The 26,040-nt window shown below is 54.0% G+C and carries 21 protein-coding genes; 13 read left to right on the top strand and 8 right to left on the bottom strand.

The window, feature by feature from the left end:
• Positions 1-7 precede the first annotated feature (7 nt).
• Both rhlP and AAC019_RS04790 read left to right on the top strand, forming a co-directional pair.
• The gene (gene rhlP, locus AAC019_RS04785; RefSeq protein ID WP_339897435.1) at positions 8-859 is read left to right on the top strand and encodes a rhombotarget lipoprotein; all 852 of its coding nucleotides are present in this window, start codon (positions 8-10) and stop codon (positions 857-859) included.
• Positions 860-1,165: 306 nt separating this feature from the next.
• Positions 1,166-1,378 (top strand): cold-shock protein, encoded by a 213-nt coding sequence (locus AAC019_RS04790; protein WP_339897436.1) that lies wholly within the window; start codon positions 1,166-1,168, stop codon positions 1,376-1,378.
• 83 nt (positions 1,379-1,461) lie between these two features.
• Here the strand turns inward: AAC019_RS04790 and AAC019_RS04795 are convergent, their stop codons facing one another.
• Positions 1,462-2,532 (bottom strand): CNNM domain-containing protein, encoded by a 1,071-nt coding sequence (locus AAC019_RS04795; protein WP_339897437.1) that lies wholly within the window; start codon positions 2,530-2,532, stop codon positions 1,462-1,464.
• Between the two features lie 178 nt (positions 2,533-2,710).
• Between AAC019_RS04795 and AAC019_RS04800 the strand changes: the two genes are divergently transcribed.
• Entirely contained in the window at positions 2,711-3,265 is a 555-nt protein-coding gene (locus AAC019_RS04800; protein WP_339897438.1) for a YbhB/YbcL family Raf kinase inhibitor-like protein, read from the top strand.
• A gap of 79 nt (positions 3,266-3,344) precedes the next feature.
• Here the strand turns inward: AAC019_RS04800 and AAC019_RS04805 are convergent, their stop codons facing one another.
• A complete protein-coding gene (locus AAC019_RS04805; RefSeq protein ID WP_339897439.1) occupies positions 3,345-4,829 on the bottom strand; it encodes a glycosyl hydrolase in 1,485 nt (494 codons plus the stop codon).
• A gap of 317 nt (positions 4,830-5,146) precedes the next feature.
• On the opposite strand from AAC019_RS04805, the gene AAC019_RS04810 reads away from it, so the two are divergent.
• From AAC019_RS04810 to AAC019_RS04820, 3 genes are all read left to right on the top strand, one after another.
• Positions 5,147-5,788: a cellulose binding domain-containing protein gene (locus AAC019_RS04810; protein ID WP_339897440.1), complete on the top strand. Its 642-nt coding sequence runs from the start codon at positions 5,147-5,149 to the stop codon at positions 5,786-5,788.
• Between the two features lie 24 nt (positions 5,789-5,812).
• Positions 5,813-6,280, top strand: coding sequence for a PKD domain-containing protein (locus tag AAC019_RS04815; protein WP_339897441.1), 468 nt, complete (start codon positions 5,813-5,815; stop codon positions 6,278-6,280).
• A 271-nt stretch (positions 6,281-6,551) separates the two neighbouring features.
• Positions 6,552-8,630, top strand: coding sequence for an EAL domain-containing protein (locus tag AAC019_RS04820; protein WP_339897442.1), 2,079 nt, complete (start codon positions 6,552-6,554; stop codon positions 8,628-8,630).
• Between the two features lie 47 nt (positions 8,631-8,677).
• Here AAC019_RS04820 and AAC019_RS04825 read toward each other — a convergent pair whose 3' ends face one another.
• Together AAC019_RS04825 and AAC019_RS04830 are read right to left on the bottom strand one after the other, a co-directional pair.
• Positions 8,678-9,358: an HAD-IB family hydrolase gene (locus tag AAC019_RS04825; protein ID WP_339897443.1), complete on the bottom strand. Its 681-nt coding sequence runs from the start codon at positions 9,356-9,358 to the stop codon at positions 8,678-8,680.
• 15 nt (positions 9,359-9,373) lie between these two features.
• Positions 9,374-10,171: an AfsA-related hotdog domain-containing protein gene (locus tag AAC019_RS04830; RefSeq protein WP_339897444.1), complete on the bottom strand. Its 798-nt coding sequence runs from the start codon at positions 10,169-10,171 to the stop codon at positions 9,374-9,376.
• Between the two features lie 253 nt (positions 10,172-10,424).
• Here AAC019_RS04830 and AAC019_RS04835 point away from each other — a divergent pair, with 253 nt between their 5' ends.
• From AAC019_RS04835 to AAC019_RS04845, 3 genes are read left to right on the top strand one after another with little or no spacing between them, the layout of a single operon-like run.
• On the top strand, positions 10,425-11,186 hold the full coding sequence (locus AAC019_RS04835; protein WP_339897445.1) for a transporter substrate-binding domain-containing protein: 762 nt from the start codon (positions 10,425-10,427) through the stop codon (positions 11,184-11,186).
• A 9-nt stretch (positions 11,187-11,195) separates the two neighbouring features.
• The gene (locus AAC019_RS04840) at positions 11,196-12,743 is read left to right on the top strand and encodes an ATP-binding protein (protein WP_339897446.1); all 1,548 of its coding nucleotides are present in this window, start codon (positions 11,196-11,198) and stop codon (positions 12,741-12,743) included.
• A complete protein-coding gene (locus tag AAC019_RS04845) occupies positions 12,721-13,140 on the top strand; it encodes a response regulator (protein WP_339897447.1) in 420 nt (139 codons plus the stop codon). The genes AAC019_RS04840 and AAC019_RS04845 overlap by 23 nt, the downstream gene beginning before the upstream one ends.
• 26 nt (positions 13,141-13,166) lie before the next feature.
• Here AAC019_RS04845 and AAC019_RS04850 read toward each other — a convergent pair whose 3' ends face one another.
• Together AAC019_RS04850 and AAC019_RS04855 are read right to left on the bottom strand one after the other, a co-directional pair.
• Positions 13,167-15,449 (bottom strand): hypothetical protein, encoded by a 2,283-nt coding sequence (locus tag AAC019_RS04850; RefSeq protein WP_339897448.1) that lies wholly within the window; start codon positions 15,447-15,449, stop codon positions 13,167-13,169.
• A gap of 556 nt (positions 15,450-16,005) precedes the next feature.
• Entirely contained in the window at positions 16,006-18,663 is a 2,658-nt protein-coding gene (locus AAC019_RS04855) for a DUF2339 domain-containing protein (RefSeq protein WP_339897449.1), read from the bottom strand.
• Positions 18,664-18,832: 169 nt separating this feature from the next.
• Between AAC019_RS04855 and AAC019_RS04860 the strand changes: the two genes are divergently transcribed.
• Entirely contained in the window at positions 18,833-19,222 is a 390-nt protein-coding gene (locus AAC019_RS04860; protein WP_339897450.1) for a RidA family protein, read from the top strand.
• Positions 19,223-19,249: 27 nt separating this feature from the next.
• Here the strand turns inward: AAC019_RS04860 and AAC019_RS04865 are convergent, their stop codons facing one another.
• Positions 19,250-20,089 carry an SDR family oxidoreductase gene (locus tag AAC019_RS04865; protein WP_339897451.1) on the bottom strand — a complete coding sequence of 280 codons (840 nt, stop codon included), beginning with the start codon at positions 20,087-20,089 and terminating at the stop codon, positions 19,250-19,252.
• Between the two features lie 51 nt (positions 20,090-20,140).
• Here AAC019_RS04865 and AAC019_RS04870 point away from each other — a divergent pair, with 51 nt between their 5' ends.
• The 3 genes from AAC019_RS04870 to AAC019_RS04880 all read left to right on the top strand — a co-directional run bounded on the left by AAC019_RS04870 (position 20,141) and on the right by AAC019_RS04880 (position 24,712).
• Positions 20,141-21,076, top strand: a complete 936-nt coding sequence (locus tag AAC019_RS04870; protein ID WP_339897453.1) for a LysR substrate-binding domain-containing protein — start codon at positions 20,141-20,143, stop codon at positions 21,074-21,076.
• Between the two features lie 2 nt (positions 21,077-21,078).
• Complete coding sequence (recG, locus tag AAC019_RS04875) at positions 21,079-23,169, top strand: ATP-dependent DNA helicase RecG (protein WP_339897455.1); 2,091 nt, start codon at positions 21,079-21,081, stop codon at positions 23,167-23,169.
• A 142-nt stretch (positions 23,170-23,311) separates the two neighbouring features.
• Positions 23,312-24,712: an HDOD domain-containing protein gene (locus AAC019_RS04880; RefSeq protein WP_339897456.1), complete on the top strand. Its 1,401-nt coding sequence runs from the start codon at positions 23,312-23,314 to the stop codon at positions 24,710-24,712.
• Between the two features lie 41 nt (positions 24,713-24,753).
• Here the strand turns inward: AAC019_RS04880 and AAC019_RS04885 are convergent, their stop codons facing one another.
• Positions 24,754-26,007 (bottom strand): dicarboxylate/amino acid:cation symporter, encoded by a 1,254-nt coding sequence (locus AAC019_RS04885; RefSeq protein WP_339897457.1) that lies wholly within the window; start codon positions 26,005-26,007, stop codon positions 24,754-24,756.
• Between the last annotated feature and the right edge of the window lie 33 nt (positions 26,008-26,040).

Consider the following 26,040-nt stretch of genomic DNA (forward strand, 5'->3'; position numbering starts at 1 on the left):
ACATATAATGATCAAATCCCTCAGTATTATTGCTATTTTTTCCCTTAGCCTACTGATCTGCTCTTGCAGCTTCTTCAATGACGAGTCGCGCACCGGCGTCTCTAGCAGCTTGGTCGATTATCTGTATCCCGCCGGGGAAATCCCCTCAGTCCAACAAGACACTACGCCGCATTTAAAGCTGCCTCTCACCGTAGGGCTCGCCTTTGTGCCCGGCCAATATCGCGCAGCCAATATGCTGCCAGAGGCCAAAAAGATTCAGCTTTTAACCCAAGTAAAACAAAAATTTTCGGATTTAAACTACGTTCGCGATATTGTCGTCATTCCAGATACTTACATGCGCAGCTCGAAAGGCTTTGCCGGCATAGATCAAATAGCCCGGCTTTATAACTTAGACGTGATTGCGCTGGTATCTTACGATCAAGTCGCCATCTCATCTGGCCGAAAAAGCTCGCTACTGTACTGGACCATCGTCGGGTCCTATGTGGTTAAAGGCAGTAAGAACCAGGCAACCACGTTTGTCGATACGGCCGTATTTGACGTTAACTCACGCAAAATGCTTTTTCGTGCTCCCGGCGTCAGCGAAACACAAAATAACGCTACGCTGGTTGAGATACACGAGGTCAACAGAGAAACCCGAGAAGAAGGTTTCGAGCTGGCCATGGCTGACATGTCGATTAACTTAGCCCGTGAGCTTGAGACGTTTAAAGAGCGGGTAAAGGTGGACAACAGCGTAACGATCACTCACCGGGATCAGTCCGGCGGTGGGGGCGCAATGCCCTGGTTGCTCCTCGTAATACTGTACGGCCTGACACTTGCTAAGTTTATTGCTTGCCGCACAAACAGCGCTATCAAGCAATGAGGCATTAAAAATCACCCCACGCCGTGCATCATATTTAGGTGGTGCACGGCGATAGCGTCGAGACGTTCGGCAGGCAGCGCTTGAGTCGCACCCGGTACAATAAAGCGATAAATACCTGAAAATAAAGCTAGACAGAACTTAATGAAGGCTATACAGTGGGTACCAGCTAGAAATCGACCTCAAGTTTAGTCCTACATTTCGACGTATTATTCGTAACACCTCGTCCTGCAGTTTTAAATATCAGTCTACATTTTATGCTACTCAAGCCTCTTGTAGGCACACTTATATAAATTTCAGGATATTGTTATGTCTAATACTACTCAAGGTACCGTTAAGTGGTTCAACGAAGCTAAAGGTTTTGGCTTTATCGAGCAGAGCTCAGGCGGCCCAGATGTATTTGCTCACTTTAGCGCCATTTCTGGCTCGGGCTTTAAAACTCTGGCCGAAGGCCAGCGCGTTGAGTTCACCGTAACTCAAGGCCAAAAAGGTCCTCAAGCTGAGAACATTGTTGCTGCATAAGTAGCCCTGTTCCGCTAGAGCAAAAAAGCAAACCGCGAGGTTTGCTTTTTTTATGCCTGTCGCTTGGGTAATACCCCGAGCGCTTAATCGTCCAGGCTTGGGTCAGTTTCTATATCGGCGTCGCTTTTGCGCGCCTGACGGCGCCAGTGCCTTCTGGCCAGCTCCTGCATATCCCGGGTTTTGTCATTCTCATCGACGATCTCGCGCCCCAACAGCGCCTCCAGCACATCCTCCAGGGTGATAATCCCCTGCACATCGCCAAACTCGGTGACCACCAACACCATATGGGTCTTTTTGCGTAAAAACTCCTCCAGCGCCTGAGTCAGCTGCATACCGCCTAACAGCGCCGGCAGCTCTCGGCGATACTGCACAATAGGGGTATCGGTCTCATTGCGGGCCTGGGCCAGGAGTAAATCGCTAAGCAATACCAACCCGGTAATATTGTCTGTTGTTTCGGCGTAAATAGGGATGCGCGAAAATGGGATAGTCGTATGGCGCGTCAGCACCGCCCCCACACTGTCGGTTTCATTTTCACTAAACAACACCGTGCGCGGGGTCATGACTTCGCGAATGCTGGTTTGGCGCAGCGCCAACAGGTTTTTAACCACCATACTTTCATTTTCATCCAGGTGGCCTTCGGCGCTGCTGATGTCTGCGGCAATCGCCAGCTCCTGTCGGTTGAGCCCGCTGCCGGAGCGCTCGCCCCGGGTGATCAATCGGGTTAACTTTTCGGACAACACAATAAAGGGGTAGAGCAGCTTGATAAGGTAGTGCAGACCAAAGGCCGTCACAGGTGCGAGCGAGCGCCAGTAGTAAGCCCCCAGCGTTTTAGGAATAATTTCCGACAGCACTAAAATCAGCAGCGTCAACACCGCCGAAAAAGCGCCCAGATAAGCACTGCCGAACACAATCGTGGCCTGAGCACCAGCGCCGGCAGCGCCAATGGTGTGGGCAATTGTGTTGAGCGTCAAAATAGCGGCTAGCGGGCGCTCTACGTCTTCGCTCAACTTGCTCAGCAAATTCCCCGAGCGCCGCCCCTCTTGCGCCATTAAGGCCGTGTACGAGGGGGTAACACTCAGCAATACGGCCTCGGCGATGGAACATAAAAATGACACGCCCAGCGCCAGAGCGATATATAACAGCAGCAGCGTCATGCCATAGCCTCGGTCAGTTACAGAAGAGCTTAGCCTAGCAGCCGCCCGGCACCGTTGAAAGAAGTAGCGAGTATTGAGCTGGTGCAATAAGCACTGGATAATACCTTGAACCACTCGGGTGAATAGCGAGTACCATTGGCAACCGCCGATAAACTCGCGCCAATACATAGAGGTGATTATGCAAAAGCGACAATTACTATCGGGCGCTGTGGCGCTGCTCTTTAGCGCCACAGCGCTAGCTGACTCTTTTACCTTAAGTAGCCCCACCATCGGCGACGGCGACACCCTGAGCGCGGCTCAGGTCTTTAATGGCTTTGGCTGCAACGGTGGGAATACATCGCCCGCACTACAGTGGAGCGGCGCGCCCGAGGGCACCAAAAGCTTCGCCCTCACGGTATACGACCCGGATGCACCCACAGGCTCGGGCTGGTGGCACTGGCAGGTGGTTAATATTCCCGCCGAAGTTGACTCGCTGGCCGCCAATGCCGGGAGCGCCGATGGCGAGATGCTGCCCGAAGGGGCACGCCAGGGGCCCTCGGATTACGGCGTCAAAGCGTTCGGCGGTGCCTGCCCGCCCGAGGGCGACGAACCCCACCGCTACCAGTTTACCCTCTACGCGCTGGGCACCGAGACCTTGCAAGCGCCAGACAACGCCAGCGCCGCCTTGATTGGCTTTATGATTAACGCCAACACGTTAGGCGAGGCGAGCTTTACCGCAAAGTATGGAAGGTAAATTTCGGGGAACGGGAAACGGGGGACGGGGAACGGCATGTTTATCGTTCCCCGTAGACCGGCCCCCGTCAGCCGGCTAATCAAAACTCCGGCAGCTCTTCCAGCGTCACTACCCGTTCATGCTCATACACATGTCGCTTATGGGCGTCAGTATTGTAATACTCGCCCGTCCAAAAATTGCTGGAGTGATCGTCGGTAGTGTCGAGGGCGCCGTCGTTCCAGACCATAAACCACAGCCACCACGCACCGTCCGCCTGCATTTGATCCGGGTCCGGGATGTTGCTGTTCTCGCTCAGGGAAACCATTTTTTCTTGCTGCGGATAGGCTTTGGTTACCCTGTAATAGCCTATTTGCGATTCGCTATTGCGTTCACCGTCGTAAATATCGGTGCTGACAATATCCACCACATCATCGCCAGGGTACCAGATGGCGTTTTGTCCATTCCACACCCAAATTAAATTGTTCAGGCCGTGGTGATGGGTGAGACGATCATACAAATAGCGCCACAATAACGTTTGCGCATAGGCCGCCGGTACGCCATCGGTGCGCTCGCGCCCCCACCAAAACCAACCCCCGGCGGCTTCATGTAGGGGCCGCCACAGTACCGGAACACCGGCGTTGGCTAACGTTTGTAACTCGCCGGCGATTAAGTCCACGTCTCGCGCTATCGCGTCAAAAGCGTCACTTTGGGTATCCAGCTCACCATTTTTCACCGGTATTTCGAATTGGGTGTTTTTGCTGGCGTCACTCTGGCCAACGTAAAAGCTATTGGTCTCACCGGATGGGTCCCGCCAATGCCAGGCAAAGGTCACAAGGCCGCCATTATTCCAGTGCTCGATAGCCTCTTGCGTCTGCGCCAACCCCGAAACATTGCCCGGGGCGCCATAATTCATAAAGTCGTAACCCATAATCGCCGGGGCTTTACCGGTAACATCAATAACGCGCTGGCGCATATCGATGCGGTCGTCCCAGGTTAAATCCATTTGGCCCGAGAGCATTTTGTTACCCCACACACTGTTTAAGTAGCTAAACACGGACTTAGCGTTGGCACTGGCGCCGGAGGTAACCAAGGCGGTCGATAGTGGGGTTTGTGGCGCTGTGGTATTGCCGGGGCAAAAATCACGCGCGATACAATAACTACCCTCCGTGTCGCCCCAATCACTCGCCTCTGTGGCGCAATAGGTGATCTCCTCTTTACCGACGATACAGTCATTAAAACTACCCACACCGGGGTCGGCAGAAGACTGGTACACGACGCAGCTACGGCCATTTTCCCAGCCCCAGCCGCTGGCAGCGTCATCGTAGCGACAATAAGGTGAGCCATCGCTGGCGGCATTCGGTATGACATCTGAAAACTCCACGGAGCTAACAGACGATGCGCTATGGGGCGCCTCGCTACTATTAGCACTGCTGATTTCACTAGAGCTATCAGCGGCAACCATCAGGCTGCTTTGGGAGGCGCTAGCGGCTGTGCTATGGCCGCCACCTCCCGCGCTACCGCAGGCTGCCATAAAACCACTCATGGATAAAACAAATAACACAGAAGGGCGAGCTATCATGGGCATATTATCTCGTTGGCGCAGGGCAACGACCGGAGGATCCAGTCTGATAACGCTGGGCTCGTTATTATTGGGTGTTAAAGCGACCCGATTGTAATCGATTACATTGAGAGTACTCAAGCAAGTAAGCAATTGTGCCACTACACTCACCCAAAGCCTGTTAAGACTCCCTGTGTGAACCAGCCCGCCATTCACAACATCCATTTTGGCGGCTCGGGCACCGCCGTGCTAATAGTCGTGACGCGGCGCCTATAATGCCCTTTAGCCGCCGAGCTCAGTCGCACCCGCGATATCAAACAAGCACACTAACAAAAGGACACGTTATGCTTTATCTCAATATCTATAAAAAAGCTCACCACTTATTGCTTCCACTGGCGATCATTTGCACGCCCTGTGCAGCACAATCAGCAAGCAGTAGCTCATCCTCGTGCTCATCGTCGAGCGCGCCAAGCCAAAGCGTTGTAACGCCTGCGTTGCAATGCACGGTGCACAGCATCCAGCCTTGGGCGCAAGGCTACAATGCCAACATTGATATCACCAATATCGGCACTCAGGCTATCGACAGCTGGGAGGTGTATTTACGCCTGGCACAAGGACACAGTGTGAATCATCACTGGAACTCTGTGGTAGAACCAGGCAACGGCGGTGTTGTTAGCGTGAAAAACGCCCACTGGAACGGCAGCCTACTGCCAGGGCAGACAACCAACATTGGCATTTTAGGCGCGCATCCAGGTACGTATATCGAGCCGCTGTGCTCGATCACGCCGCTGCCCCAAGCTAACCTGACGGTTCAGGCTCACGGGCTAACCGTGCAGGCCAGCTCGGCGGAGACAATCAACCCCGCCTACACCTACACGCTCAACTTTGGCGATGGCCACACGATCAGTCACCCCAACGCCTGGCACACATACGACGCGCCGGGCGAGTATGAGATCACCTTAACCGTCAGCGATGGCGAGCAGTAAAGTACTAAAGCACAAACGATTGTGGTGACCGACAGCAACAGCAGTAACAACCCTCCGGTTGCGGATATTTTTTACGATGTATCGGACGGGCACGTCAGTATTGCCAACGGCCTATCGTACGATCCTGATGGCGACACTCTGACCAAAGAGAGCAGTCACACCTTAGGGGACGGCTACCGCCTTGAGGTACTCACGGTATTTGACGGTGAGTTGGGCGACACCACGTCGGCGTACATTGCCACTGGCTGCGGTTACTATTATCACGAGGCGCCCACAGCCGACTACAGCTATTCATTAACCGGACGCACCTTGACTGTCGATGCCCGCAACAGCCGGGGGGCTTATTTGCTCTGGGAGTTTGGCGATGGCAGTCAAAGCTCCGACGTTGTAACCCACCACAGCTTCGCTGAGCCTGGCACTTACGAGGTCACCTTAGCCGTGTACGGGTACCCTAACCGAAAGGTCGAATACTTTAACGTTACCGTCCCGTAATAACCGGGCACCCGCAAAAAGCACTAGCCGTTGCTGCACGTCAAGCTCAGTCCCGGGCATGCAGCAACACATTGATGCTCTAAAAACGCTAACGCAAAGCGGTAAAATGGTTCTAATTGCCCTATTGATGGTCGCAATTTACCACTCAAGCCGCTACATTAGACAATCAGCTTGGCGGTATCATCCGCTAACCGAATCGGTGGTCAACACGTAAACCCAAACGTACCAGGGTTGAGTCGCACCACCCGATCACTGAACGATGGGACACTGCATGGGAACACCACTCAAGGTACTGTTTGTCGAAGACTCTGACATCGACACTGAGCTCACCACCGCAGAGCTGATTCGCGGCGGCTATACCCCCGAGGTGCAACAGGTAGAAACCCGCGATGACATGCACCGGGCGTTAAATGATCACGCGTGGGATTTAATCATCTGTGATTACCTGATGCCCCGCTTTAGTGCCGAAGCGGCATTAGAGACGCTAAAATCCAGCGGTAAAGATCTCCCCTTTATTATCACCTCCGGTGCCGTCACCGCTGAAGATGTCGTCAGCCTACTAAAGAAGGGCGCTCACGATTTTATGGATAAGGGCGCGCTGGCGCGCCTAATTCCGGCTATAGAACGAGAGCTGCGCGAGGCAAACGTTCGCGAGCAGCGCCGTCAGGCAGAGGCACGGGTGCGTATTTTATCCCAGGCCGTTGAGCAAAGCCCCGTCTCGGTCGTGATCACCGACCCCACCGGCAAAATTGAGTACGTTAACCCTTGCTTTGAAAATGCCACCGGCTACAGCGCGAGCGAAGCGCTGGGGCGCCCGCTGGATTTCACGCTACCGGACAGCGAGCGCGCACAGCTTATGCAGCAGCTTTGCAGCACCGTCAGTCAAGGTGAGCAGTGGCGACAGGAAATATGCAGCGTCAGGGCCAACGGTGAATTAATTTGGGAAAACGTTAAAGTCTCCCCACTCACCGATATCGATAACCAGCTAACCCACTACATCGTCGTAAAAGAAGACATTACCGTGCGCCGCAACTACGAGCAACAGCTGCTGCGTCAGGCTCGCTACGACGATTTAACCGATTTACCAAACCGCACACTGTTGGTCGAAAGGATTATCGAGGCTCTGCAAGAGGCCGAGCAAAACAAACGGCAAGTCGCGATCTTAGGTATCGACCTCGATCATTTTAAAAACGTCAATGATAGTGTCGGCCATAGTATTGGCGATTTTTTGCTCAAAGAAGCCGCCGACCGCCTGAGCCGCTGCATCCGCCCGGGTGATACTCTGGCGCGTATGGGCGGCGATGAATATGTGGTTTTACTGCCTAACATCGACGAGCAAAGCCCCGTCTCAGAAATCGCGCAACAAATAGTGACAAAATTTACCGAACCGTTTTTTATTATCGGCCGCAACTACTATGTGACCTGCAGCGTCGGTATCGCCATGTACCCCGGTGACGCCAACAACCCACACCTACTGTTACGCAACGCCGACCTGGCGATGTACCAGTGCAAAGACAACGGTCGCAATCAGTTTCAATTTTTTACCCAGGATATTAACGACCAACTGGTAGAGCGACTTGAGCTGGAAAACCAATTGCGCCATGTGGTGAATCGCAACGAACTGGTTCTGCACTACCAACCCATTTATAACCTAAAAAACCATACCATTATCGGCTTTGAAGCACTGGTCCGCTGGCATCAGCCCAACGGGACTCTTCGCATGCCCGGCAACTTTATTCCAGCCGCTGAAAGTATTGGTATTATTGAAGAAATAGACAGTTGGGTATTGCAAAATGCCTGCCGCGAAGCTGGCAAGCTGTTACGGGAAACCCAGCCACCTCTGCGACTGGCCATCAATATTTCGGCGCGCCAATTAGAAGTACCCGGCTACGCACAATTCGTGCGTGAACAACTCGAAATCAACCGCATACCGGCCGAGCAAATAGAGCTGGAAATTACCGAACGAATATTAATTAACGATGAAGCCGCTACCAACGACAATATCAATGCTCTTGCCGAACTCGGTGTGCGTTTTTCTGTCGACGACTTTGGCACTGGCTACTCCTCGCTCGGATATTTGCAGCGCTACCCTCTAAGCACATTAAAAATAGACCGCAGCTTTGTCAGTGGAATCCACCAAAACGACAACGCTTTGCAGTTAGTCAAAACCATACTGGTGCTTGCCCAAGGGTTAGGCATGGCTACCGTCGCCGAAGGGATAGAAGACGAGCAGCAACGCGCCCTGTTATTGCAGATCGGCTGTGAACATGCCCAGGGCTTCTTGCTTAGCATTCCGGTGGCCATTGATGAAATCCAGCTAAGAATCGAGCAGCAATTATCAGCAACCTGACCTCTGCCAAAGGGAAGAGGTCAGGTTAGCCATCTAATATTACTCCCTTACTGCGCGATTAAACGCCAACCCAGTTTTTTTACCTGAGCAAGCGATAAGCGCCCACCAGCCACGACCACCGGATTGCCAACAGCACTGAGCATGGGTATATCCGACACATCATCGCCATACGCAAAGCTGAGCTCAGCCATTGCCTTACTGCCAAGCAAAGGCCGTATCGCATCGCGCTTACCCGCTCCCACCATCGGTGGGGCCGCCAGATAACCCGTCACAAAACCTGCCTGCTCCTCCAGCTGGGTTGCCAATATGTGTGCTACCCCCAGATCGCGAGCGATAGGGGTTAACACCGCCGGGAAGGAGCCCGACACTAAAACAACCTGATAATCCGAACGCTGGTGTTTACGCAGCTCATCCAACACCGGCTGGCAATAAAAATCCGGCGCTCGCCGGCACTGCTGATACCAACTCTCTCCCGCCTGCGTTAGCTCCGTTACCGATCGCCCTGCAAAATGGCGATAATAGAGTTTATTGACAGTTTCCCAACAGGCATGCGCGTGTAAGTGGGTGCGTAAATCCTCCCGATAACTCGACTCAGCCGTAAGGTCTGGGTAAAGGCGATACCAATAGTCCTGAAAGCTCAGCATACTGTTAAGTGTAATAAGCGTATTGTCCACATCAAAAAAAGCATAGCCACGCTCCGGCTCAACTAACGTTTGATTACTAATCATTATTTAGCCCTCGCACTATCGTGATGCGTTTTCGACAAGCAGCTGAGCTTGCTCTAATTCAGTGGCAACCGCAGCGACAAACTGTCGATGTGTTTTTACCGATTGCATCCGCTCTTGCTTAACGAGCCGGGCTTTCTCCATCGCCGAGAACGACATGGTAAATTCAGCTACAGCGCGACCGGATTGTTCGACCGAGGTAATGGCCGCAAACTTTAAAAACTTCGGGTTATCAATAGCACACTCCGTTATACGGGTGCGAATCGTCGCATTTACGGGAAACGCATAATTGCTGTAGGACACTGACAAGGCATTAAAAACAAAGCTATAGTCTATAACCGACTTGGGCATCAGGTAGGCTTCCGTCACCACCAACATCGCTTGACGCGCCGCCTCTATAATCACCATGCCCTGTACATGCTGGCCGCTCAAATGGTCTTGCATTAGCTCGCAATCCTCATCAATCATTAGCGCCAACTCATATTCGGTTGCCGACACCGGGCGCGGCATTGACACCAATATATTGCACACCTCAGCCTTATGAGACAGAGCTCTGCTGGCACGCTCGGGTAAGTTATGCCAGAGCGTGAAATCAAATCCAGAGACGTTGCTCGACTGGCTAGCCGCCGCCAATAAACGCTGACGACTCTGCTCACCAATCCCCTGCCCCGGGACCAACACCGTTCGCTCTTGATTACCCAAAATATGCACCGGCAAACTAAGCAAGCCGTGCAGTTGAGAAACCGTAATCGCCTCTTTGTGTGCGATATAAGGAGCAAACTTGTCACCAACTACTAATAAAATACGATCGTTCATGGTATTACCTCATTGATCAGAAGGGAGTATTACAACGCGCGGCATTTTTAAGACTAAAAAATGACCGCTCTTTGATAGTAGCTAGAGCTGTGCCGCCTCTTTATTAATACCGGCGAATACGTAAAAAGAGGGGATTCAAACGGGGTAATAACCCGAAGATACGGGTGAGAACTGACGGGCTGTCAAAGTCGCGTTATACTGTTCCGGCGATCAAGCGAGAATCTATACAGCCGTACTAATGAGGCGCAAGCTAATGAATAATAATGATTTTTTTCAAATGGTTAGATGCCACCTGAGGGTAGCTCTGAGTGTCTTACTCGTTTTAGCAGCATGCCCCATACAAGCCGATGCCGAGCCCGGTGTCCACGTTAAAATAGTCACCATTGACGCTCCACCCTGGGCCGCAAGAATTCCTCAGACCGGCGCCTTAACTGGCGCTTTTGCCGATATTGTCAATGCATTGACTGAGCGAACCGGCTATCAATTTGACGTTACCCTGGCGCCTTTTGCCCGAGCCGCACGCGAAGTGGAGCGGGGCTCGCAAGATTGCACCATTCTGGCTCCGCTCGACACCGAAAAAGTCATCCCCGGTGAGCTAACCTTCCATCACCCGTTAGGGGCTGTTCCCAACAAGAGCGTTTCGCTCAAGGCATACGAAGATTTAAGTGGGCTGCGCATTTCGGTCTTGCGCGGCGGCTCACTTAATGAGCGCTTTGATAACGATGAAAAACTGGATAAAGTCTTCGATACCGACTACGTAACCGGGCTACGCAAAGTCGCCCGTCACCGGGTGGATGTTGTCGTCGGTGCAATTCCGACTTTGATGTACATTGCCCGGTTAGAGGGTATTGCCGACACGATGGGAAAACCCCTTGTGATGCAGACGATTCCGCTCATCTTTCAATGCTCAAAAACGTCGGCACAGCTGGATGCCATGCCTGCGATTAATCAGGCATTGCGCGATATGCGTGCCGAGGGTGTGTTTGACATCATTCAGCAACAGCATGAACTGTAAGCGTTAATAATGGCTAAACAACCACATCGAAGTCCGCCCCTTGCGGGCGATCGCATTGGCCGACGCCTATTGTTTGCCATTGTGCTGTTTAGCTCACTGGTCACGCTGGTGGCGACAGCCTTTCAACTGTTTGTCGACTTTCAGCGCGATGTAGGGCAAATTAAAACCCGCCTTGACGATGTACAAAGCAGCTATTTGGCCAGTATCGGTGCCAGCCTATGGAATCTCGACCCCCATCAGCTTAAATTACAGATGGAAGGTATTCGGCAACTACCGGGAGTCGTTGCCGTCGCGATCTACGAGGATCCTACCGGAATCTCCCAGCCACTGACGATTATATTGGGCGAGTTTACCCGGCACAGGGTGATTAATCGCGACTATAAAATTATTCACCACGACCAAAACGGCGACCGAAGTATAGGCACCCTACGGGTTCAGGCATCTCTGAACGAGGTTTATTCGCGCCTGTGGGAAAAACTGATCGTCATACTTTTTACCCAAGGCATTAAAACTTTTTTAGTGTCACTGTTTATTTTGTTTATCGTTCACCGGCTTATTACTACGCATCTTGTACGCATTGCGCAGCACGTCAACCAGTTTGATGTGGTCAACTCCGCCGCCCCGTTAATGCTTAAGCGTACCGAGACACATCGCAACGACGAGCTCGATCAAGTGGCGAGCGCATTTAACCGTTTAAGTGAGAACCTAATCCAAGCCTACGACCGTATGCGTCAGGCCAACGATGCGCTGGCGCGTGATGTGCTGGCACGCCGCAAAGCCGAAGAGGAGGTCAGATACCTTAACAACATTCTGGAGGATCGGGTTAAAAAGCGCACGGCCGAACTGCAGGCCGCCAACGACGAACTGGCCAGTTTCTGCTACTCGGTATCTCACGATCTGCGCGCGCCTTTGCGGCGCATTGAAGGGTTTCGCCGGATGTTAGTAGACGACTGCAGTGATTTACTACCCGGGCAAAGTCAGCATTACCTCGGCCGTATAGAGGCCGGCACGCGCGAAATGGCCGAGATGATCGACAGCTTTTTGCGTTTATCCCGCGCCACACTCGGCGAGCTAAAGCGCGAACTGATCGATGTAAGCGCGCAAACGCGTCAGCTGTTTAGCGAGCTGCGCGAACGCGAGCCCGAGCGGGACATCAGCGTGGTTATTCAGCCTAACTTACAAGCGTGGGCCGATAGACGATTTTTTACGATGTTAATGGCAAACTTGTTAGAAAACGCCATTAAGTACACACGCTTTAAGGCACATGCGCACATAGAGGTTGGGCAGTGCCGCTATAAGGGACAAGAGGTATTTTTTATTCGCGACAATGGCGCCGGCTTTGATATGGACTATGCTGAACGGCTATTCGCCCCGTTCTCTCGACTGCACAAGGCCGATGAGTTTGAAGGTACGGGTATTGGGCTAGCCACAGTACAGCGTATTATCAGCCGCCACGGCGGCCAGATTTGGGCCGAAGCCGAACCGGATAAAGGCGCCACTTTTTATTTTTGTTTCACGGAAGGAGACAAGCACTATGAGTACCATACTACTGGTTGAAGATAATGCCGATGACGCCGAGCTGGCACTGATCGGCCTTAAACATGTTAGCGATCGACACCATATTGAGCTTGCCACCGACGGCAGGCAGGCACTTGAATTTCTTTACGCCGAGGGCCGTTACGCCCACCGACCAAGCCAAGACGATCCAGCTCTGGTACTACTGGATATCAACCTGCCCAATGGCAACGGCTTAAGTATTTTGCAGCGTATGCGCGCTTCCAGGGAGTACCACAAGACCCCCGTGTTGATTTTGACCAGCTCCGACGATTTGATCGATATTGCCCAAACCCGGCAATTTGGCGCGAACAGTTATCTGCAAAAAACCGTCGACTACCGACACTTTACCTCACGCCTTCATCAAGAGCTTGATCACTGGCTAGCCCAGGCGGGCTAATAGCGACGCGATAAAAAAGCCGGGCATTAATGCCCGGCAACACGCACCAACGGCGGTTCTGTTGCTACCGCCAAAGTTAAGTTTGGCGCACGACTCGCCTGCGCCAACCGGCCGATACACAGGTCAACTTGATAGCGTCGGCCAGGCTCCGGATTAGGTATGCAGCACTTTTGTTGTACGACGCCATCAATCGTCATAGTCATACCTTGCAGAGCCAAATCCCGCTCCATCGAAATATATAAAGTTGCACCCCGAAACTGTTTTACCACCCGCAAGTAATGCCACTCACGCGGTAGCTGCGGATTAATATTTAAGCCTTCTTTGTCGCCCTTGAGGCCCAACAACCCCTCCAGAAGCGCCAGCAACGCCCAACTCGCCGCACCACTGCTTGCCCCACCACTGGTGTGGCCCGCGCGAGTTGCCAGCGATGCACTGCCGCCACTGCAAAATTCGGGTATAAACGTCGGCAGCTGACCCCGCTGGCGGTATTGATCGCCATCGGGGCCAGGAATAAGAGCTCGCAACACAGAGAATGCGCGCTTAAACTCCCTCGCACGATAGAGGCTATAGGCGTAGTGTGCTGCGCTAGCACTATGCACCGAGCCGTTCTCGCCCAACCCCGGATGGCTGCGCGAAAAATAACTTAAGTCTTCACGTATCTGACTAAACGCGGGGGCAAGATTCACAACGCCAGCGGCACTCGTAAGCTGTGAATCAATGGCCGCTAACAGAGCACCGCGGTGCTCTGTCGCGTCGGGCTCAGTCAGCAGTGCCCAACTTTGCGGCGTTAAAAAAATCGCCCCTTCGCGATCATCACTCACGCCGTAGGTGGCGCCATAACGGGTAATACCCCGGGCGTACCACTGGCCATCCCATAAGTGCTGCTCTACCGCCCGACGCAAGCTGCTGGCACCCTCGCGACATTTAAGAGCAACCGAAGGCAACAGCATTTCAGTTTCACAAACATCGGCCCATAGCTGTAACGCGTACACCGCCGACAAAGATTCATTGGCGCAGGCGCCTCCGGCACTCGCCAGCGAACTGTGCAATAAGCCGTGACGATCGACCCGCCCCAGCAGCTCATGCATAGCGCTATTGATCCGCTCAAACACGCTAATCGCCGCGCCGTTAGCGCCCACCATAGTTTCCCGCAGCACCGCCGTATCAGCCGTCTCCGCTAAATACGCCTGTAAATACAACACCCAGCCAATACATTCATTTGTCGTTTCAGGCCTATGCCGCACACCGTCACTAACGTCATGTCCGGTAGAGCGGCACTTAAGCGCCTTAAGAAATTCGTTTCTGGCGGCGCTTGGGTGGCTGTACACCAGAGCGATTCTTTGCTGTAAATCGTCGACAGAGCCGATGCTTTCCGCCAGCTGACGGGGCAACCAGTGATTGATAAAGTGATTGAGGTTTTCATCCGGCGAGTCAATTTGCAGCGTATTGGCAAAGCCGGCACCAGCGGTTTGCTGCTGCGCCTGAACCCGGGCAAAACCCGTTGCCGATAAATACCGCTCGCGCAAACGGCGTATGTGGCGCTTGTCTCGCGCATCACCCACCATAAAACGCAGGGTATCGGTACTTCCGGGCGCCAGTTGCAACCGATATTGCAACGCCGCCAAAGGCACATCGTATTGCCGTGCATCGTCACAACCGAGCTCTTCGCGAGCGAGGGCATCTGGGTTATGCAGCCCACCTTCACCCTCAAAAACAGCCTGCCTCACCTGCCAGGAAACCGGTGGCCGCTCGTGTAAAACAAAACTTTTAATCTGCCGATAGCTGCCCTGCGGCGCTTGCGCGCCGGCCTCTGGCACCATAAAGCTTGCCACCACACCCTCTAAATCGGGGCGGTACTCGGCACTGCGGTGCTGCTCATTTAACTGAGCAAACAAGAAGCAGGGATACACACTAATATCGCGTAACGATTTTCCGCGATTGGCCACCGACACTTGCCACAGCTCCACAGCGTCGTCCTCAGCCAACCACAACTGCAGTCGAACATCTAAACCGTCGAACAAGGTGTCCCAGGTAACCTCATGTAAACCAACACAAAAGTTAAACTGCTCGGGCCGCTTGCGCACAGGCTCATAGGGCGCCGAATAAAGTTCGCCGCTGTGCTCATCTTTGAGGTAAACAAAACGACCCAACCCCTCAGCGCTGTGCTGAGGCGTCACACGCTCACTCAGATACCCGCGGCAATTTGCACTGACGCTAAGCTGGGGGTTGCGCAAAGTTCCGCACGCTAAGGGCATTTGCGTCGCTGAACACAAATTCCAGCGCGCGCCATAATCGCTAGCGTAAATCATGGTATTCCATTCCATAGCTGTGGTGGTGAGGGCACACCAAACCACAATTTATTATTGTCAGGCCCGTATGTTAGCGCTGTCATAATGATAAAATCAACACACAAAAGACGATAATATGATGTTAATTACAGTGGTAACGCTATCATTTTTGCCACAGGAAGGAACAAGCCAATACTCCGCTCACACCCACCCAGTGCGAGCTGCGGTGCCGGACAGGCCGGCCCTGTACCAGAGGACATTGACGGGTAATCTGCAGAAGGGGCGTTTATAAGGGGTTCCGTGCGGAAACACGGCTTAGCAGGCCATGTGCTGTGTATGTGCGCATTCAAGAGGCGCCACAGCACACTCATGTTAATTTTGACCCGCTCTGAGCGGATAGTCGATATTAACCAAACCCCAAATCCTGGCGCTAACCGGTACTTAAAAACTAGCGCCTCTGGGCGTTAAGCTCGCGCTTAGATAAAAGATTACAGCACCGATTAACTAACACGGATTAACCAGTGGCCACGTTAAAGCCTGTGTCGTTAACACTATATTGTTACTCGACTATCATCCATCAGTTAACTGGATCCGCTTGGCGCCTGGGAGGCAGCGGAGAAAAATATCCGACCACAAGTAATAAAATACCAACCGCAATAAACGAAACAATAGCTTCTAAAGTATTGCTATCTCGCATATCCATCAGAAACAACTTAGCCACCACAATCGTAAGCAGTGCGGCGGCCGCCAACCAAGTTGTACGCCAGTGTTTTCGGGTAGCCACAAACATAGTTAAAAGCCCCACTAGCGCCCAAAATATCGTCAATGCCGCCTGGGAAAGTGTCGAGTTCATAATGGCACCCAACTCATAATCAACCCCACTCCAATGGTGCAAACTACGCAACAGCATTGCATTACACCAAACAAATACTAGCACCGCGACGACAGCCCAGCCCTGTGGTTTGGTTACTTTGATGAGCGACAACAAACAAACGTCACGCCACCAGTAAATTCCAGTCAAAAATACCGCCAGCTGAACCAGATCCAGAGGGTTGATCAATGGCACATAAGGCAAGGGGGAAAAGTCCGCCGCATTCGACGCGCTTACTCCGATGCTCCACACCGCTAGAAAAGCTATTATCGGAAAACTACCGTAGGTTATATAACTGGTGTAGTGCTTGGCCCACGGCCATACGTTTAATTTTAAAATGCACCATATAAGCATCACACTTATTGGCACAAATGCGAGTATCTTCCAGCTATCGTTTAAATTTAACTTATCCGCGACAAACCACACTAATTCCGTGGTTCCCAGTACGGCAAACAACAGCCAACCTAATAGGTGAAGCCACACAGTATTAACCGCCGCCAGTACTCGATAATCCCGAACGTACAATAGCCCCGTATATACCGCCAATAATGCAAACCAACCGCCATAACCCCAATATTGACCGGGGTGATGCAACGTTTGCAGAGCCCACGCCACCGAAAGTAGCATAAACAGCAGTAACCCAAAGGCGGTATAACGCAGTTCAGACCATTGTAATTTTATCTCTAAAAAACCTAATACCGCGCATGAGCCGGCGACAAACACCATGATCGCGACATAGACATAAAGTGATGCGACATTCGCAAGCACCTCTTGCGCACCATTTAAAAACCACCAGGTTAGCGCCAGCAGCAACAGCGGCTGAGAAAATAGACGAATGGCCCGAATAATATCTTGAGTGCAATTACGCAATAGGTAACTGCTAAAACCATGACTTAAGGCCAATATCACGCCACCCAGAAAAACACTATTCAGCAACAAAGATTCGTCGCCGCGATGCACTTGTGCCGACAAAAAGTAGACGCCGGACAATAACTGCAGCGCCAACGCAAAAATCGCTCCCAGCTGACGCTTCTGGCGCAAACTCACCCAAAGTACAGCAGCGCCCTCTAATGCCCACACCGACGCAACCCACTCACCGTCAAATGCAAACGGAACCGCTAAAGACAAAAATACCGCCGCTAATGCCAAATACGCCTCCGACAGCAAGCGATAAGTGTTATTGCCAAAGCGCCGACACAGCATGAGTAATAGACTATAAAAAACACCCAATATAAGTGCCGCCAATGCCAATCCGTACTTATATTGATACACCATGCCAGCCTGTAGCCCAAAGCCGATTAAAGGTGCGCCAAATACTAGCGTCGCATCGACGTAACCTTTTAAATTGGGCGGCTGGCGCCGAGCAAAAAGCATGGCGATAAACACATAGAAGAGAAAAAACAATATTAAGAAAAACTGCGCACTGGGAAGGTTGGCGGGCGTATAGTTCAGTACTCCCCACAGGCTCGCAATAACAAAGGTAAACACAAACCCAAGCACATTTAGGATGCGCCAGGCTTTAAACCAGGCGGTGGCGACAATACCAGTATTAAGCAGCGCGTAGTAACTAAACAGTGTGACATGATCACCTTGTCCGCTGGCGCTTAATACGGGCGCCAGAAACCCGCCAGTGATAGCGATTACCGCTAATGATCGGGAATTTTGTATAATCGCAAGTGACGCCGATACAGTTACCGTCAACACCAACAACACAAAGCTCATTGTCGGTGGAATTAACTGAAACAAACGCAGCGCGGCAAATACCGTGATATATAAAATACCCAGCCCGCCACCTTGTAAAATCAACCCGTAAGTAACGCGCGCGCCACGCAATCTCCAACCCGTTGCCAGCAAGAGCGCCCCAAGAGCGGCCACCGAACACAGTTTAAGCTGTACCGGTAACACTCCTTGCTGATTGGCATAGCGCAACAAAAAGGCAACGCCGAAAAATAAAACGACAACACCGACCCGGACAATTAAATTGCCCTCGGTAAAATAACGTTTAAACCACGTTAAAGCACGATCAAAAAATGCCGGAAAGGTTACCGGGGCTGAATACTCGCCTCGAGCAGGCTCGTGCCCTTCACTAACTCCAGAACCTGTTAGCGATGAGGTTTTCGCTGCGTGCGGTGAACGCCCCTCTACCTTCGATTTTTTTAGCGGCAAGTCATCGGGCCCAATATCCAACGGGTCTAAGTCCAGGTCCGGCTCAGAGCTTAGTTCCTGTGTTTTATTATCGGGCGCAGAATTGGCTTTGACACGAGCCAGTTCCGTCAATTGACGCTGCAGGAATTCTACCGATTTCCTCAGCTGACTCACCCGAATAAATAAATACAACAATGCCAGAATCAGCACAAACTCCATTTTCCCTATTCCTTATCTCTTGTAAATAATTCGGCCTTATGTAGGACGCGGGCAACGCCAGATTACACGATGCCCCAGCAGGGCGCACCCTTAGCTGTGCAACGCCCTTGGCCCCCGGCAAGCTCAAGGTTTATACTTACGGGCTTTCTCCTATACAGCAAGGATCATCATGCCTAACAAAGCAATCATCCACACCGATCAGGCGCCCGAGGCAATTGGGACTTACTCACAGGCCGTCAAGGTCAATGGAACTGTCTATTTGTCCGGCCAGATTCCATTGATCCCGGAGACCATGGAGATGGTGCAGGGTGATTTTGCCGCCGAGGCCAATCAGGTCTTTAAAAACCTCGCCGCCGTCTGCGAGGCCGCCGGTGGCAGCTTACAAGACATTGTTAAACTCAACATTTACCTCACCGATCTGGGCAACTTCCCCATCGTCAACGAAGTAATGGCAAACTACTTCGACGAGCCCTACCCGGCCCGCGCCGCCATCGGCATCAGCCAGTTGCCTAAAGGCGCTCAAGTTGAAGCCGACGGCATTATGGTAACAGCGGGCTAAACAGACAAAGGGCTTCGTTTAACCACCCTAGGTATCCGGCGCGCCTAGCAGCTCGGCAAACCCCTCACGATAATCTCGATAACGCAATTGATAACCGCTGGCACACAGCCGCCGGTTATCGATGCGCTTATTCATACCATCGGCCGGTACCGCACCGGGCAAGCTCACCCCCAAACTCTGTGCGATGTAAGCCACCACCTCGGCGTAAGGGGCCGGCTCGCTATCGCTCACCAGGTACAGCGGTTGCGGCGCGTTTGTACTCAGTAGCAAATGCGCCATAAACCCGGCGGCATCGTCGGCGTGAATACGGTTGGTCCACGAGGGCTTAGGGGCAGCCCGCCCTTCACGCACATTATCAATAAGCCGGCTGCGTCCCGGCCCGTAAATGCCCGATAAGCGCAGCACACTCAGGGGTAATTCGGCGTGGCGCAGGACACTCTCGGCCGCCAGCACTTGCTCGCCGTTATAGCGCGCAGGATCAGGCGCCGTTGTCTCATCGACCCACCCGCCTGCGTTTTCGCCGTAAACGGCCGTGCTGGATACAAACAACACGCGACGAGGGCGCTGGTTTGCCGCAGCCAGAGCCTGCACCAGCGTTTGACACGGCTGTACGTAGCCTTGGCGATAGCCGGCCTCGCTGCGAGCAGCGGGCGTTAAGGTCAGCACAATATGGTCAAACCCCTCCGCTACCAGCTCGGTCATGGCTTGCTCGTCGGTGGCATCCAGTGCGCGGTACTGCAAGGCGCCGGTCGACGACGGCGGGTGTCGGCGCACGCCGCTAGTGGCAATGTGGCTGTCGCTCAAAGCGTCGGCCAAACGCCGGCCTAAATCACCACAACCGATTATTAATAGTTTTTCGCTATCCATTTTGCTAGTGTACCCATCACGATGACTTTTGCAGCCCACAGGACCTGAACCATGACTCTGACAGAATTGCGCTATATCGTCACCCTGGCTCAGGAGCAACACTTTGGCCGCGCCGCCGAACGCTGCTTTGTCAGCCAGCCCACCTTGAGCATCGCGGTTAAAAAGCTCGAGGAGGAGCTCGGTGTATCACTGTTTGAGCGCTCCAAATCGCGGGTGTCCGCCACCCCACTGGGCGAGAAGATCGTCGCTCAGGCCAATTTAGTACTCGAGCAATCCGCCGCCATTAAAGACATTGCCAACGAGGGCAAAGACCAGCTCTCCAGCCCGCTGAGCATCGGCGCCATCTTTACCATTGGGCCCTATTTACTGCCAAGTTTTATCCCCGAGCTACAAAAAGAAGTCAGTAAGATGCCGCTGTACGTCGAGGAGAGCTACACCGGCACCCTGCGCACTAAGCTGCGCAAAGGTGAGCTGGACGTGATTATCGTCGCTCTGCCCTTTACTGAGGCCGACGTGGTTACCCAGCCGCTGTACGACGAGCCCTTTGTGGTGCTGATGCGCAAAGACCACCCGCTGGCGCAATACGACAGCATCGACCCCACGGCGCTGGACTCCGAAGAGGTGTTACTGCTGGGCGAGGGCCACTGTTTTCGCGATCAGGTACTGGAGACATGCCCACACCTTAAGTCGTCGGTAGAGGGCCACAGCGGTGGCGTGCACACCGCCGCCGAGGGCAGCTCGCTCGAGACGCTGCGCCATATGGTCGCCTCGGGTCTGGGCATTACCATCTTACCGGTATCCGCCGCCGGCATTAGCCGCTACAGCGAAGAGGTGCTGGTTACCCGCCCCTTTAACGACCCGGCCCCGAGCCGCACTGTCGCGTTAGCGTGGCGCGCCAGCTTTCCGCGTTTTAAAGCGGTGGATGCACTGCGCACCGCCATTCGCCACTGCCAGCGCGACAACCCCCAGATCACACTGCGCAACTGAGTATGAGCGGCTCTGCGGATACCCTGGCGCGCCTGCCGGTTACCAGCCTCTCGGGGGTTGGGCCGGCGCTAGCCGAAAAACTCGCCAAACTCGGGATTCGCACCGTCCAGCAACTGCTGTTTCATCTGCCGTCGCGCTACCTCGACCGCACTCGCGTGCAGCCTATTGGCGCCCTGCAACCGGGTATTAGCGCGGTTATTGAGGCCGAAGTACGTGCCGCCGACGTTGTTTACGGCCGGCGGCGCTCGCTGGTGTGTCGGGTACAGGACAACACCGGCACCCTCACCTTGCGGTTTTTTCACTTTACCGGCGCGCAAAAGCAGCGCTTAACCCGCGGTGCCCGATTGCGCTGCTTTGCCGAGGCGCGCCGCGGCGCCAGTGGGCTGGAGATGGTGCACCCCGAATACGAGCTACTGGCCGATGGCGATAATAAGCCCCTCGCCCAGAGCTTAACGCCCCACTACCCAACCACTGACGGCCTAACTCAGCCGCGCCTGCGCAGCCTGACGCAACAGGCCCTGGCCATGCTCGAGCGCTATCAGCTGGAAGAGCTCCTGCCCGAGCGAGTGCGTAAAACCCTCGATCAAATACCACTGGCCGAGGCCCTTTGCCTGTTACACACCCCCCCCAAAGGCGTCGATTTACAGCAGCTGGCCGAGGGCATCCACCCATTCCAGCAGCGCCTGGCCTTTGAAGAGCTACTCGCCCATCAGCTGAGTATGTTGCAGTTTCGCCAGGGTATTCGCAGCCAAAAGGCGCTGCCGCTGCACCCGGCCCCAGAGCTGCAACAAGAGTTTCTCACCCAGCTCCCCTTTAATTTAACCGGCGCTCAGGCAAGAGTAAGTACTGACATACAAAACGATTTAGCGCGTGCCGAACCGATGCTGCGACTGGTTCAGGGAGATGTCGGCTCGGGCAAAACCGTGGTTGCCGCGCTGGCCGCATTAACGGCCGTGGCCGCCAATAAACAGGCGGCCATTATGGCCCCCACCGAGATTCTGGCCGAACAACACCGGGTTAACTTTAGCGCCTGGCTCGCGCCACTGGGTATTCACGTTGGCTGGCTGAGTGGCAAGCTCGGGCAAAAAGCCCGTCGCGAGCAAGTGGCTGACATCGCCAGCGGCAGGGCGCAAGTGGTAGTAGGTACCCACGCGCTGTTTCAGGAGGAAGTGGCCTTTGCCGATCTGGCCCTGGCGATTATCGATGAGCAGCACCGCTTTGGCGTCCACCAGCGCCTGGCACTGGGCGAGAAGGGCGCCCGGGGCGAGTGCACCCCCCATCAGCTGATTATGACCGCCACGCCCATCCCACGGACCTTGGCCATGAGCGCTTATGCCGACTTAGACTGCTCGGTGATCGACGAGCTGCCTCCGGGCCGCACCCCGGTTACCACGGCGGTTATCTCTGATCAGCGGCGCGAGCAAATTATCGAGCGGGTACGCGCTGCGTGTGGTGAAGGTCGTCAAGCGTATTGGGTGTGCACGCTCATTGAAGAATCTGAGTCGCTGGAGGCTCAAGCGGCCGAGGCCACGGCCGACAACCTAAAAGAGCAACTGCGTGAGTTACGCATAGGGCTGGTGCACGGGCGCCTAAAAGCCGCCGAAAAAGAGGCAGTAATGAGCGCCTTTAAAGCCGGCGAATTGGATTTATTAGTCGCCACTACGGTGATTGAGGTGGGCGTAGACGTGCCCAACGCCAGTCTGATGATTATAGAAAACCCCGAGCGTTTAGGCTTATCGCAGCTGCATCAGCTGCGCGGCCGGGTAGGGCGCGGGCGCGAAGCCAGCCACTGTGTGCTGCTATACGGCACACCGCTGTCGCGCAATAGCAAAGCGCGCCTTAAAGTCATGCGCGAAAGCTCTGACGGCTTTTATATTGCCGAGCAAGACCTAGAGTTGCGCGGCCCCGGCGAGGTGTTAGGCACCCGGCAAACCGGCCAGATGGAGTTTCGGGTGGCAGACTTGCAGCGCGACGGCCATTTATTAGACGCCGTGCGAGAGGCCGGCGAGCTCATTATTAATCGCGATCCGGCCCGTGCCAGCGCTATTGTCGAGCGATGGCTGGGCGGCCGCGAGCGCTACCTTGGCGCCTAAAACTACCTTCATAAAAGGCGGCCTTGATCACAGTTTTAACGCAGTCATAGCCGCTGGCGTAAATAGGCATTATATTGTCAGTTAGGGTGCCAAAACAAAACGACGATGCGCCCAGTGAGCACCACGACCAGGAGATAATTCAGTGCCAGTACCTACCAGTGTCGAAACACTGCTCAGTAGCCAAAACATTACCTATGACCTTGCCGCGACTACCCCAGAGGGCAGCGACGCGGTGGTTTGGTATCAACAACACCTGCGGCAGCAGGGTGCGGCGCGCTCGATCTTGCTGCAGGATGAAATCGGTCGGGTTCAGGTGGTGCTGGGGGCAGATCGCCTGCTCGACTTAAGCGCCGTCAACCGCCACCTAAGCCGCGAGTTGCGCGCCGCCGAGCCGGACGCCTTAAAACAATTTTGCGAAGCCAACCAATTTCAGTCGGTACCGGCGCTGCCGCAGGTCGCGGGCTTACTCACGCTGGTAGATCAACAACTGCTAGAGCGCGACAGCTTACTGCTGGACTCGGGCGATGACGGGCAGCTGATTCGGGTAGACAGCAACGAGTTTCAGCAAATTTTAAAAGACGCCATCGTCTGCGAGCTGTCGGTTGCCCTGGCGCCACTTGAGGCGGACGACAGTGGCGCGGACGATACGGTGCAAATTGCAGGCGCCATCCGCAATTTCACCCAACTGCGGGTGCGCCAGCGGCTGGAGGAAACCCTCGAGCTGCCACCGTTATCGGATACCGCGCAACGCATTATTAAATTGCGGGTTGACCCCAACGCCGATATTTCAGATTTAGCGCAAATCGTCGAGACTGACCCGAGTTTAGCCGCGCAAGTTGTCAGTTGGGCGGCATCGCCTTACTACTCGGCGCCGGGTAAAATTAAGTCTATTCACGACGCCATCGTGCGGGTGCTGGGCTTTGACATGGTGCTTAACCTAGCCTTGGGGCTAGCGCTGGGCAAAACATTACACCTGCCCAAAGACAGCCCCAATGGCGAGCTGCCCTACTGGCAGCAGGCGGTGTATATGGCCGCCACCATAGAGGGATTAGTCACCGCCATTCCCCGCGATGCCCGCCCGAGCTTTGGTATGGCCTATCTGACCGGCCTGCTGCACAACTTTGGCGCTTTGATTATGGCCGAGGTGTTTCCACCCTACTATCAGCAGTTTTGCCGCCTCAGCGAAGCCAACCCACACGTGACCCCGCAAACCATCGAGCGCCACTTGCTGAAGATCAGCCGCGATCAAATTGCCAGCCAGCTAATGGATTTGTGGGGTATGCCAGAGGAGGTGGTGGTTGGCCTGCGCCAGCAAAACAACCCAAATTATCAAGGAGAGTACGCAGTTTACGCCAAGCTGGTGTACCTAGCCCGGATGCTGCTGCGCCAACATAACATTGGTAGCGGCCCTTGCGAGGCCATACCCGAGGCGCTATTTGCTGAGCTGCAACTCACCCGGGACAAAGCGGAGGCCACCGTGGCCAATGTGATTGAGTCGTCCGACGATTTAGAACATATCGCCAGCGCCCTTAACCAGAGCTAAAACAAAATAGCCGGCGGGCCCTCACCCGCCGGCGGATGACGCTAAGCGGCTTTGTCGCGGTAACGGTCTTCATCCAATAACTGTTCACTTTTTGCCACCACGGTGGTCACCGCCGCATCGCCGGTAATATTAACCGCGGTGCGGATCATATCCAGCAACCGATCCACCCCGATAATCAGCGCGATGCCTTCTTCTACCGGCAGGCCCGCCTGTTGCAACACCATGGCCAATGTCACCATCCCCACGCCCGGCACCCCGGCGGTACCAATAGACGCCAAAGTGGCGGTTAACACCACCATCAAATAGCCCATAATGCCCACCTCGATGCCGTAGGCTTGGGCGATAAAGACCGTCGCCACCCCCTGCATAATCGAGGTGCCATCCATATTAATGGTCGCACCCAACGGCAGGGTAAAAGAGGCCGCTTTGTTATCGACGCCGAGCTTGCCCTCTACGGTACTCATGGTCACCGGCAAGGTAGCGTTACTGGAGGCCGTGGAAAAACCAAACACCATCACCGGGTACATTTTGCGCAGAAAAATTAATGGGTTAAGGCCAGCCAACAGCTTAAGCAAGCTCGGGTACACCACGACCGCCTGCAGCAGTAAGACCCCGGCAACGGTAAAAAAGTAGAACAATAAATCCTGAAATACCCCAAACCCCATCGAGGCAAATAACTTGGCCAGCAGGCAAAACACGCCGTAGGGTGCCAGCTGCACCAACATCATAATCATGCGTAGCACCACATGATTTAAGTTTTCAAAAAAGCTCGCGACCGGCGCGCCCTGCTCGCCACTTTTGGCAATTGCGACCCCCAGCAAAACCGAGAACACAATCACCTGCAGCATATTACCCTCGGCCATAGCCGCCACCGGGTTGCTGGGGAATATATTGATGATGGTCTGCTTGAGCGACAGGTCGGTATCCATGCTAGTCGCACCGCTCGCCTCCAGGTTGAGCCCTAAGCCCGGCCCCAACAGGCTGGCGATACTAATCGCCAGAGTGATCGCAATCGCCGTGGTCAACAGATAAAGGCCGATGGTTTTTATCGCCAGCCCGCCCATGCGCGATTGATTACCCAAATTGGCCGTGCCGCACACCAGCGAGACAAACACCAGTGGCACCACCAAAAGCTTGAGTGAGGCGACAAACACCGCGCCCACCGTATCAAACAGCCCACCCACCAAATACACCTGTACCCAACTGTCGGCTTCGCGCCCGGTAAACAGGTTCAGTAGCAGCCCAATGACGATACCGAGCACCATGGCAACTAATATTTTTTTTGTCAGACTCATAAACACTCTCTTAGCGCTCGGGCAGTTGCCCGC

The organism is uncultured Gilvimarinus sp. (assembly GCF_963975215.1).
Lineage (GTDB): Bacteria > Pseudomonadota > Gammaproteobacteria > Pseudomonadales > Cellvibrionaceae > Gilvimarinus.